The sequence below is a fragment of the Photorhabdus heterorhabditis genome (assembly GCF_001280945.1).
GTDB lineage: Bacteria > Pseudomonadota > Gammaproteobacteria > Enterobacterales > Enterobacteriaceae > Photorhabdus > Photorhabdus heterorhabditis.
In genome coordinates, this window is record NZ_LJCS01000001.1 from 118,532 (window position 1) to 130,088 (window position 11,557).

The following is an 11,557-nucleotide window of genomic DNA, read 5'->3' on the forward strand; positions in this document are numbered from 1 at the left end:
AAGCAAAATAAGACAAAGTCCCTATGAACTTTGCCTTATTCAGCTAACACAAATTCATATTATGGGTTTTTAGTTCCACCAAAGGCGGTATCTTTACTGTGATCCGAATTAAATTTAGCCACTCCAGCTAAACTAGCTGCATTATCACCAAAGAAGTGGCCGTTGTTTGTACCGACAACATCTCCGGCTGTTGCCCTGCCCACAAATGAACCATCTGCTCTAATTCTGGAATCAATACCAACGGTCAGCGCACTATTTGCTATTGAACCAGTGAGTCTCTTCTGACCGAAATCAGCAGTAAATGTACCTTGCAGAGCATTGCTGCCACTATATTGGTTGATCCCTTTAACTGTATAAGTTGCTATACCACCGGTAGGCAAATTGGTCGTCACATCTTTACCAGAATAATAGGCAGTATGGGTAGTATCACTGACTTTACCGGTCTGTGACCATTCACCAAAATAGACATCAGCATTAGCCACCTTACTGAAGTTAAATACTCCCATACCTTCATGGCTACTTGATCCAGGCATAGAGATTTTATGAATTCCGTTATTATCCGCTTCGACATAACGAGCAAGACTTGAGAAGCTGGTAATTTGACCTTTAGCAACAGATTGCACCCCAATTCCGGGTTCTCCACCTGGGGTCGGATGACCACTACCACCACCACCACGCGGTTCAGTCACACCGACTCTAATACTTTGACTGTAAGGATCAAAATTTTGGGTTTGCCCAAAACCCGGCGCAGCTATTGCTTGTGTAACTAATCCACATGTACCTAATACTGCAATTAACACTTTAACTTTGTTCATAACATATCCCTTATGTGACTAATTAAATGTTAGATATTGCTTAATTACATAGTTTTAGTACCGTCCGAAGACTGCTGCGCATATTAACGCACTTTTAATAAAAAATGAAATGATAATCATTATCAAAAATTCATTGCATATACTTGTATAAAATGACAATAAATACAGCTAACTATCTAATTATTAAATCAATATTTACCATAACCATAATATACTAATGGAGTTAATCTTAAGTGGAAAAAACTAATAATAAGTGTAAAAAAATCAATACACGCAAATAAATACAATGCATATTATTTCAATAAGAAACTAAAACTATAGTTATTATGCGCAATAAACACTAATATAATTCTTATTATTGGTCTAAAATTAATAAAAATTTATTTAACAATGAAAAACAAAAAACCTAGAAAGATAACTTATTTTATTGATTTAAAAATAAAAAATTATTCTACAAAATTTAAATACAATTATTCAAAAAAATATCACTAATATATAATTAGCCAAAATCACTAAAATAAACATATTACCATAACGCTTTAAATTCAAAAAAACACAACCTAAAAATCATTCGGAATTTAATAACCATAATCTTAAAAAGTAAATTATTATTCACGACGGAATTTTTCTTAAAATAAATTTCCAAATGACAATATCGATATCATTTTCTCTATATGAAAGAATTGAATAAGTTATTTAAATATACCCTTCATCCTTCAAGTTGCTGCTTTGTTGGCTGCGTTCACTTACCCCAGTCACATCGTTATCTATGCTCCTGGGGATGCGTTCTCTTGCCGCCGCGCTGCAATTTGAAATCTATTGGGTATAAATCCAGAAAAATTCCTTGCCTTTCGACAAGGAATTATGTAAAAACTTCAGACATGATCACTTTCAATTCAATATCAGCATCATTCAGGTTCTTTGTATCCTTGCTGTATCAACATAATTTCCCAATGTTCTAATATAGATTTAGATTCTTTATCCCCCATATCAGCCATTTTCCGGAAATATATTTTCGCTTTCTCTAAATCTTGTGGGACATTACTATCGCCATGTAAATAAGTAACAGCGATATTATTATATGCTCTTATAAACCCCAGATTACCTGCTCTTTCGTAAAGTTCTATTGCCTTTTTTACATCTTGTTTATCTCTACCTTCATATTTATAAATTCCACCTAGCCAATATAAAGATAATATATGATTTTTATCTAAACCTAATGCTTTATTGTAATAATACTTAGCCATTTGATAGTCTCTTTCAGATCTTGATAATGCACTATCGCTATATAAACGCCCCAACAAAAAATTAGCATCCGCACTCCCTTTTTCCGCCAATTTTTCTAAGTTACGGAACTCCCCAACGGTTCTGGGTATTTTCAAAGTAATTTCCTTATCCTCATAATTCATTCCTGTAAAAACCGTTTTCGGAACATATTTTTCTACATTTTCCGCATACACATTAGAAGCCAATAAAACCATCATCAAAATAATATACTTCATGATATTGTCCTAAATTATTTACCAAGATATTCTGCGGCTGAATGAGATCATTCTGAAGGTTTTCAATGGCTACATCACTATTTTGTTCTATAAAATCCCCCAAAGGGTTGACTAATTTATCAACTTTATTATCTTGGTAAAAATAATTACTTTCCCCTTGCTTAAACCAGACATCAACAATATCTGTATTTCTACCATCCATCCAATTAACAGATGATGCTAAACCATGATAATTACCTTCAGAGTCAAAATACTCCATTTCTTTATAGTTCAAATTAATAGATTCAATTCCAACTTCTTCCATACTTTTCAATTCACCTTGATCTGTATAAGCATCCCGGTTCTTATCTTGCCATATCTTTAGAGAAGACCACAACAAATCATTAGCATCCAATATCCCATCTTTATTAGAGTCTAAGTCCAATAAAGCTTCAAAGCCATTTTTCGCTTTTTTACCAGAAGAAAGTATGGTTTCCTCTCCAAATAACTCACTTCCATTGTTAATTATGCCATCATTATTCCTATCAAGAACTAAAAAGCCATCATTTTCATTTATCCAACCAGTTTTAGTCTTATCTCCGTTACCCTCAAAATCAAATTTTATACCTGAATCAATAGCAATCGTCTTAACACCATCTCCATTAAGATCTATTACTATAGGTGTTCTATATTTATTAGCAATATGCTCTATGTATTCAGCAACATTATTAGGAGTAGATCCTAGACTCAAATTTATTCCAGCATTTTCAGTCAACTCTTTAATAAAATGAATACAATTAAAAGCTCCAAGATGATAATCTGGAGGGGCTATCTTTCCTTCTTTATAATCTTTAACTGTTTGGTAAAGTCTAATCACATTCTGATGATGTGGATAATTTCCTGAGATAATAGTCAGACTAGATGCCTCTGGATAATTAATACGGTCATTAAAAGAAAGATTATCCTTTGGCGTCCAAATACTATCTCCAATACTTAATCCTATAGTAATTGACCCCAATCTATCAGTATCCTTATCATAACTTGTAACTGTCATAAAAACGTGACCAAATTTCGACGGAGCATCATTAAGTATAGCAGATCCTCTTGGAGCTGCATGGATAGTGACTGAATTAGGATAATATATAGCTTGATTCAGAGAATCTGAGTCTATCTGTGTGGTTATAGACATGTCTTCTATTTTCTTAACAACATAATGTTTAGGGGTATAATTTTTCATTTTTAATATGTCTCTTTAGTCCTTAAGTTATTATTTAATAGAATAATTTCGCAATGAAATTACTATCACCTATTTATAAAATAGCGATTTCTCTCTTCATTATTTGTAACTAAAACTAGATTTTTATGCCAAATTGCCTATGAGCATAAATAATCTCATTAATATTATAAATATAACCCATATATGTCTTATATTTATTTTGAATAACGACTTTACTGCCAACTAATTATTTTCAATGAGATTGAAATTATTTCACAATAAAAAAATAAGAATCCCAAACAATAAACTAGTTAATTTAGCGTAAAAAACCCCTCACTTAAATAAATGTGTATCTGTATGGCTTTTATAACTATTTTACTATATCGTATAATATTATAGTGTAAATCAGGACATTAATTGAGAAACGACCATTCTTTCTCTAAATCTTAATATGATTAATAGTAAAACAGAGTTAACAAAAAGACCTAAAACCAACCCATACCAAAATCCCACAATTCCCATGCTATCGGTTATCCAGTCTGTCAAAGCCAAAATAAACCCTAATGGTAAACCCACTAACCAATAGCCAAATAACGGCGCATAAAATACCGACCGGGTATCATGAAAACCTCGTAGAATACCAGATAAAGCCGCCTGACAAGAGTCAAAGAATTGGAACAAACATAATAGCAAAATTATATTAATCGCGATTAATATGACTCCATGATCGTTAGTATAGAGTGAAACAAATGAACTTGCGAAATAGTAGATTAAAACACCGATAACCGCGGAAATAGATAATATTAAAGCAATTGAGATCTTTATAGTCCCTGTTAATGATGTTTTATCTCTCTTTCCAATATAGGAACCTACCCTTACTGTCACCGCGGCTGCAACTCCCCCAGTTATTGTATAGATAATAGAGGTAATATTAAGCATAATATTATGCGCGGCAATGACTTGAGCACCTAAAGGAGCGGCAGTGATAGCAATCACATCCAGAAAAACCATTTCAACAAAAAGCGCCAACCCACTTGGCATGCTAATATAAAAAGTACTGATTAAATCCTTATATTTTGGCAAACTGAAATCTGGCCTATATCGACGATATTCATTCTTTAGCAAGAAATAGATAACCAAACATATAGCACTCAGGTTATTAATAACCGCAGTTGTAATGCCCGCTCCAATTCCCCCCATTGCTGGAAAACCCAATTTTCCATAAATAAATATATAATTTAATGGTATATTCAACAATAAAGCACCAGTAGACAAATACATGGCGGTTTTCGTGTCTTCCAATCCTTGTAGAAATGAACGAAAAACATTAAATATCATAACACTAGGAACACCACACGCCATTGCAAGAACATAGCCTTGGGTAATTTTTAAAATATTCTCATCTATGCCTATGAACGAAAGTAGCCAGCTAACTAATATTAATAAAAGAATTATTGGTATCGAAAGTATCACCGCCAGAAACAAATAATTTCTAAGACTTGCTTTAATTCCTTCGTCATCATGTTGCGCTTTCTGCTTTGCTACATCTGCTGCCAACATGATAATCATCCCATACCCTAATACAAATATAGGAAACCAAATACTACTTCCTAATGTTACAGCGGCTAAATCAGCCGTAGCATAGTGGCCAGACATCACAATATCGACAAAACTCATTGCCGTACGTGCTATCTGACTAACGATGATAGGTAAAGAGAAAAATAAGAGCTTTTTTAACTCTAGCCGGTTTGAAAACTTAGTCATAAAAATTCCATTAATTTATTGGTTAGTACCAATATTGGTCATACTAACAATAAATTACGACCAAAATCATTTAGAAAAATTTAGCATGATGAGTATACCTCCTATTTTCTCTCAGGCAACAACGAAACAATAAATTAAAGCAATCTAACGAAAACTAACTATTTCACAGAAATTTTTGTGATCTTTCTAAAAGATTGAATATTTATTTGCGTATTTTGTTCTCATTTTTTATTTTAATCGTTAATGTTATTTTGCTGAAATCGTTGAAGTCTTTTTTGATAATATCCACATTATTAAAAAATAAAGACACCAGCATAGCTAAAACAGATAATTAGTCACTTTTTCAAATTATTTCTTTAATTAATAAATGATGAGTGAAAATATAATGTTTACATAGATATATAAATTAAGCTCCTTATACCCAATCGTAAATGGGGCTATGGTTCTAATAAAAACCACTATACCCAATAGATTTCAAGATGTATCGCGACGGCCAGGGAGCGAATCCCCGGGAGCATAGATTACTATGTCATAGAGAACGATGTGACCGGGGTGAGTGAGTGCAGCCAACAAAGAGGCAACTTGAAAGATAACAGGTATACAACTATTCACCCAAAATACATGTCATCTTACCGATATAAAGAAGAGATCAAAAATGAAACCAGAAACTCTTGCTATCCATGGCGGATATTCCCCTGATCCAACAACTAAAGCCGTTGCCGTTCCTATCTATCAAACAACGTCTTATGCATTTGACGATACTCAACACGGCGCCGATCTGTTTGATTTAAAGATCGAGGGAAACATCTATTCCCGTATTATGAACCCAACCAATGATGTACTGGAAAAACGGGTTGCTCTACTTGAAGGAGGGATAGCCGCTTTAGCCGTTGCATCTGGTATGGCTGCCGTCACCTGTGCGATTCAATCCATTGCTAGCATCGGAGATAACATTGTATCTGTCGCTAAGTTATATGGCGGCACGCATAACTTGCTGGCTCACACATTGCCTCGGTTCGGTATTGAGACCCGATTTGCTGAACACGACGATATTGCCACATTAGAGTCACTGATTGATGATCGCACCAAAGCGGTATTTTGTGAATCTATCGGTAACCCAGCAGGTAACATTGTTGATCTGAAAAAATTTGCAGAAGTCGCTCATCGTCATGGCGTTCCCTTAATTGTTGACAATACTGTCGCTACCCCCGCTTTGTGTCGCCCCTTCGAACATGGCGCTGATATTGTTATTCACTCTTTAACTAAGTATATGGGAGGACATGGTACTACTATTGGTGGCATTATTGTTGACTCCGGCAATTTCCCCTGGAAAAAACATCAGCAACGATTTGCTATATTGACTACCCCAGACCCGTCCTACCATAACGTCACCTATACTGAACAATTCGGTAAAGCTGCATTTATCGGACATTGTCGTGTTGTACCGTTACGTAACATGGGAGCAGCATTGTCTCCTTTTAATGCTTTCCTTATTTTGCAAGGATTGGAAACACTGGCATTAAGAATGGAGCGTCATACTGAAAATGCGCTAAAAGCCGCTCACTATCTGCAAGATCACCCTCAAGTTAGCTGGGTGAAATATGCAGGACTGCCAGACCACCCAGAACATGCTCTGGCTCAACATTATATGCACGGGAAACCATCAGCCATTCTCTCTTTTGGTATTAAAGGCGGCCAGCAATCTGCCGCAAAATTTATTGACGCGTTAAAGCTGATTGTGCGCTTAGTTAACATTGGTGATGCTAAATCACTCGCCTGCCACCCAGCGTCAACAACTCACAGACAATTAAATGATGAAGAGTTAATTGAAGCCGGCGTATCACATGATATGATCCGCCTATCAATCGGCATTGAACATATTGATGATATTATTGCCGATCTTGCCCAAGCTTTAGATGCATCGAAGTAATTCAGAATAACTATATACCACCCCGTTTATCAAAACGGGGTGGTATATCATCTGCCACAACTGCGTATTTACTATCTCTATTTCAATTATTTTGCCCCACCAATATTACCAGCTTTCATTATTTATCAATCACATTAACTACACAATTCATGGAATGAGCCTCCAGAACTGACCATTATTACCTGAATAACTAGAACGAAAGTCATAGGGTTAACAGATTAAATCGGTAACCCAAGCACTAATATTCGATAAAGTTATCTATTCCTACCTCAACACAAAAAATGAAATCAGTATCACTTATTTTTTGGGTTCATATAAATACAGGTTAGGAACAAGCGGCTCGAACGTAAATAGGTAAAAATATCTGAGCGGCGACTACTCACATCAAACATACAAGGAAAAATATATGAAGGTTCAGTTAGCCTCTATGTTGTTATTAAGCTCATTACTCAGTGGGTATGCTTCGGCCCAACTTCCCGAGGGATTCAGCAGCACTCCATCATTCGAGGATAATTTCAATGGTACAACGCTCGATACCCAGAAGTGGGATTATCGTGGCCTGGGTGTCAGAAAAAATTGTATTAATACTCAATCAGCCGTTACCGTACAAAACGGTTACTTAACAATAAAAACCTATTCCAATAGTTCTTCTGGCAAGTTACAGAATTATTGCGGAATGATTTCGACCCAAAAAAGTTTCTTGCAATCATATGGCTATTGGGAAGCAGCTGTCAGATTTAATCGTGCAGAAGGTAATCAGGTCGCATTCTGGATACAGTCACCAACAATAGGTAATGATCTCACAAATCCAGAAAAATCAGGCGTCGAAATTGATGTATTTGAACACTTAGCCGAAGCAACGCAGGAGCAATATAATCATGCTATTCACTGGAATGGTTATGGCAGCGCTTATAAGGGATGGTCAAAGAAACTGTCTATGACTCAGCTTGCTGATGGGAAATTCCATAAATTTGCTGTGGCATGGACACCGAATGGTTATACATTTTATGTTGATGATATTCCCCAAAATCTATCGGGTCTGGATCAAATCCCAATCTCAATCGCCAACCAATATATTATTTTAAGTTCTGAAGTACCACGCAGTTTTCCAACTCAGGGTTATGGCCCCATTAATGAAACCACTGCAACATTCGATGTTGATTATGTAAGAGTTTATCCGTATATCAGTAATAAGAAGTAACCCTCTTTTTTGCCGGATTTTATTCCGGCAATACACAAAGAAAAAACAAACAAGTAGTGGCGTCCAATCACTGGACGCCACTTTCTCATTAAAATGTTACATTCATTTTAGCCCACACCGTCCTACCCGGTTCATTCACTGAAGTATTCGCTGAATAACCAAAGGTGCTATTACCCGCAAGGTTAAGATGTTCGCTATATTCTTTATCCAAAATATTGTCAATGCCAGCACTCATTTTGACATTTTTGTTAACCTTGTAAGCAACGTTCGCAGAAAGTACGCCAAAACCTGGACTGCTTTCAAAATCTTTACTAACAACGTTTCCTTGATTCACAGCAATCCGATGCTGGCTGCTCACCAAACGCCATAAACCGGTACTACTCCAATCGCCACGTTCATAAGTCAAGCCGAAACGGGCTTCCAGAGGTGGAATCTGAGGCATCGGCTTATTATCGGTGGTATTTTCACCCCAGGAATAAGCAAGGCTGGCATCCGTTTTCCAATGTTCTGTCAGTTGATAACCAAAGCCCATCTCTCCCCCCATAATATTGGCATTGACATTATCAGCCTGACTGATGCGAGCATTGTGAGGGCTATATCTAAATAAGATGAAATCATTTACCCGCCCTACATAAGCGGATACCCAGCTATTAAAACGTTCACCGGTATATTGAGCACCGATATCAAGCTGAGTGGTTTTCTCGCTTTTCACCCCATCAAAAGCACTAGCACTACCAGCCGGACCATATTTAGGAGAAAAGAGTTCCCAATAATCAGGAAAACGCTCGGTATAGCCAACACCGGCATAAAACATCAGTGGCACATCAGCAAGAGTATGCTCTAAACGCATAAAACCACTTGGCAAGGTATCATTGCGTTCCTTCTCACTATTTCCAGCAAATCTTTTTACCAAAGTGCGATCAAGACGAGCACCCGTTATCAATTCACTCTGTTCTGTGGCATACCAGGTCAATTCGCCAAACAAACCATAATTATGGAATTGAGCATCTTTTTGCCATGCGCCGCCAGCTTTATTACGATGGGTATTGGTTTGCGTATCTGCACCGCTTTCCAGTTTGAAATCTTGCCATATCCAGGTCCCCATAGCTCTTCCGCCCACGACACGGCGATCCAATTGCATCGACATACCGCTGTTCATATTCATGTGCATGCCACACATATGCTTACAGGTCGAAGAAGGCATACTCATGTTCGGAGAACGCAGGGTGATATTGTCCATAATATGGTTGGTGTAGTTGTAATAAACCTGAGCTTCAACTTTATCAAAAACCTCACCAATGTTAGATTTCTCAAAACGCAGACCGAGACTTTCACGTTTGAATTGTGATCCATCCATGCTGCGCCCAGCATAGCGGGCCTCTCCATCCCCCTTCCCTGCAGTTAATTCAAATAATGTATCTTTATCTGGCGTCCACCCTAATGCCAGATCACTATTCCATTTATCCCAGCGAGACGGGACACGATATCCACCACCATCTTTGTAATCATCTGAACGGGACTTATTTCCCATTAAACGTAAATATCCCAATTCACTGCCAATACTGGCATCAACATTGCCATCCCAACGACTATTTGAACCAGCCAATCCACTGGCATTGACCTTTACCCCCGGCGCCTCAAATCGAGGATATTCACGTTCAAACCTTATGGTACCTGCTGAAGCACCCGGCCCCCACAACACGGATTGAGGCCCTTTAATCACCGTCAACAAATCATAGCTTTCCGGTGAAATATAAGATGAAGGTGCATCCATTCTGCCCGGACAAGCACCCAGCATTTCTGCACCATCAGTTAAAATCTTAAGCCTTGAGCCAAACATTCCCCGAAATACCGGGTCACCATTAGTCCCACCATTACGGATTTGTGAAAATCCGGGTATGGTTTTTAAATAGTCAGAACCGTCACTGGCCGGAACGGGCTGACGGGGCGTTTTTGGCGAAGTGACAATCGCCAAAGGCGAATGCAAGGGCGCGGTTACGGTGATGACATCCCCATCATTGATTTTTGGGTTATTCTTATATTCATGTGAATCTGATGTCGTTTCCGCCGCATATCCATTGAAAGCAGCTAGCAGAAAAAGCGGCATTGCCGAACTAATACAACGAGATAGCTTATTTTTTTTATGAGAAGAATTTCTTTCAAACATTTATTTTTCCTTAATACGAACCCACCCCTCGAAAGATCTCTCTCAAAAGTGGAATACGTCACAGAATCCAACCAAATAGTTTTTGGCATAAACAGACTTTTCCTGACTCAACAATTAGCAGGAAAAAGCTTTTCGTTATGTTTAAATCAGTGGGATCAGATCTGTTCAGGCGGAGCGCGAGGTAACGAATCAGAAAAGATGAAATGCGGCAGAAAGGAAGCTACGGTTTGAATCGGTGGTGGCCGTGAAGTCAGCGAAGTTGACCAAAATAACGGTGTATTCGCCAAATCCAGCATAGGTACATGGATCAGAAAAACGCAGTATCCACAGGCAATATCCTCCAACATCGACATACCACCACCGGCATGCATACCCATCTGCATGCCATCATGATGGTTAGTACTGGAAGAAACGTCAGAATGAGACATATTCCGGGGAATATCATCGTTAGATGACATCACCATATGGCAATCGACCACTTTCGATGAATGAGCCTCACCAATGCGCGCATGTTCCAGTGACCGGGAAATCACTGGCGCAATGAACAACATCAGTATCGCGAATATACCGAGCCAAGCTGGCAGGCGGCACCGCGATGGGTAAAATTGGATCAGTGACAAACTAAGCCTATTCTTGTAGAGAACACATTCAGGGACGGGATTGTACGTATTTAACGGCCAAATGTTAAAACACTTTATGCAGGAATGTCGTTTTGACAGCAAAATTTGATGTTTTTCTCAGGTTAGCGAGATGTATTATGTTCATTAACTCGACCAAAAATATCGAAAATCCAGCCTGCCGCAATAGCTGCATTCTTAGCAAGATAAATGTAACGATAAAAGCCAACGGTACCTAACGTGAAACTCATTGCTCGTTCTTCACTATTTAGGAAACCATTGTGAGAAGTTAGCTGCATAATTCCTAAATAAATGACAACAATACCCACAGTCTAAGTGAATTCCAAATGAACACCGAACAAAATC

Annotated in this window: 9 protein-coding genes; 2 read left to right on the forward strand and 7 right to left on the reverse strand. The window is 37.7% G+C overall.

The features are described 5' to 3' along the window. Window positions 1–59: 59 nt before the first annotated feature. The 4 genes from AM629_RS00530 to AM629_RS00545 all read right to left on the reverse strand — a co-directional run bounded on the left by AM629_RS00530 (window position 60) and on the right by AM629_RS00545 (window position 5,276). Window positions 60–815, reverse strand: coding sequence for a Slam-dependent surface lipoprotein (locus AM629_RS00530; protein WP_054475153.1), 756 nt, complete (start codon window positions 813–815; stop codon window positions 60–62). A 908-nt stretch (window positions 816–1,723) separates the two neighbouring features. Next, complete coding sequence (locus AM629_RS00535; protein ID WP_054475155.1) at window positions 1,724–2,317, reverse strand: tetratricopeptide repeat protein; 594 nt, start codon at window positions 2,315–2,317, stop codon at window positions 1,724–1,726. Beyond that, window positions 2,277–3,533 (reverse strand): SPM autocatalytic domain-containing protein, encoded by a 1,257-nt coding sequence (locus AM629_RS00540; RefSeq protein ID WP_054475156.1) that lies wholly within the window; start codon window positions 3,531–3,533, stop codon window positions 2,277–2,279. Before AM629_RS00540 ends, AM629_RS00535 begins: the two co-directional genes overlap by 41 nt. 384 nt (window positions 3,534–3,917) lie before the next feature. Then, a complete protein-coding gene (locus tag AM629_RS00545) occupies window positions 3,918–5,276 on the reverse strand; it encodes an MATE family efflux transporter (protein ID WP_054475158.1) in 1,359 nt (452 codons plus the stop codon). Between the two features lie 655 nt (window positions 5,277–5,931). On the opposite strand from AM629_RS00545, the gene AM629_RS00550 reads away from it, so the two are divergent. Beyond that, window positions 5,932–7,206, forward strand: a complete 1,275-nt coding sequence (locus AM629_RS00550) for a bifunctional O-acetylhomoserine aminocarboxypropyltransferase/cysteine synthase (protein WP_054475160.1) — start codon at window positions 5,932–5,934, stop codon at window positions 7,204–7,206. Between the two features lie 406 nt (window positions 7,207–7,612). Continuing rightward, entirely contained in the window at window positions 7,613–8,407 is a 795-nt protein-coding gene (locus tag AM629_RS00555; RefSeq protein ID WP_054475163.1) for a glycoside hydrolase family 16 protein, read from the forward strand. A gap of 88 nt (window positions 8,408–8,495) precedes the next feature. Here AM629_RS00555 and AM629_RS00560 read toward each other — a convergent pair whose 3' ends face one another. The 3 genes from AM629_RS00560 to AM629_RS23825 all read right to left on the reverse strand — a co-directional run bounded on the left by AM629_RS00560 (window position 8,496) and on the right by AM629_RS23825 (window position 11,490). Next, window positions 8,496–10,574, reverse strand: a complete 2,079-nt coding sequence (locus tag AM629_RS00560; RefSeq protein ID WP_054475165.1) for a TonB-dependent copper receptor — start codon at window positions 10,572–10,574, stop codon at window positions 8,496–8,498. 155 nt (window positions 10,575–10,729) lie between these two features. Then, on the reverse strand, window positions 10,730–11,194 hold the full coding sequence (locus tag AM629_RS00565; protein ID WP_054475166.1) for a DUF2946 domain-containing protein: 465 nt from the start codon (window positions 11,192–11,194) through the stop codon (window positions 10,730–10,732). 122 nt (window positions 11,195–11,316) lie between these two features. Next, on the reverse strand, window positions 11,317–11,490 hold the full coding sequence (locus AM629_RS23825) for a hypothetical protein (protein WP_161804194.1): 174 nt from the start codon (window positions 11,488–11,490) through the stop codon (window positions 11,317–11,319). Window positions 11,491–11,557 lie beyond the last annotated feature (67 nt).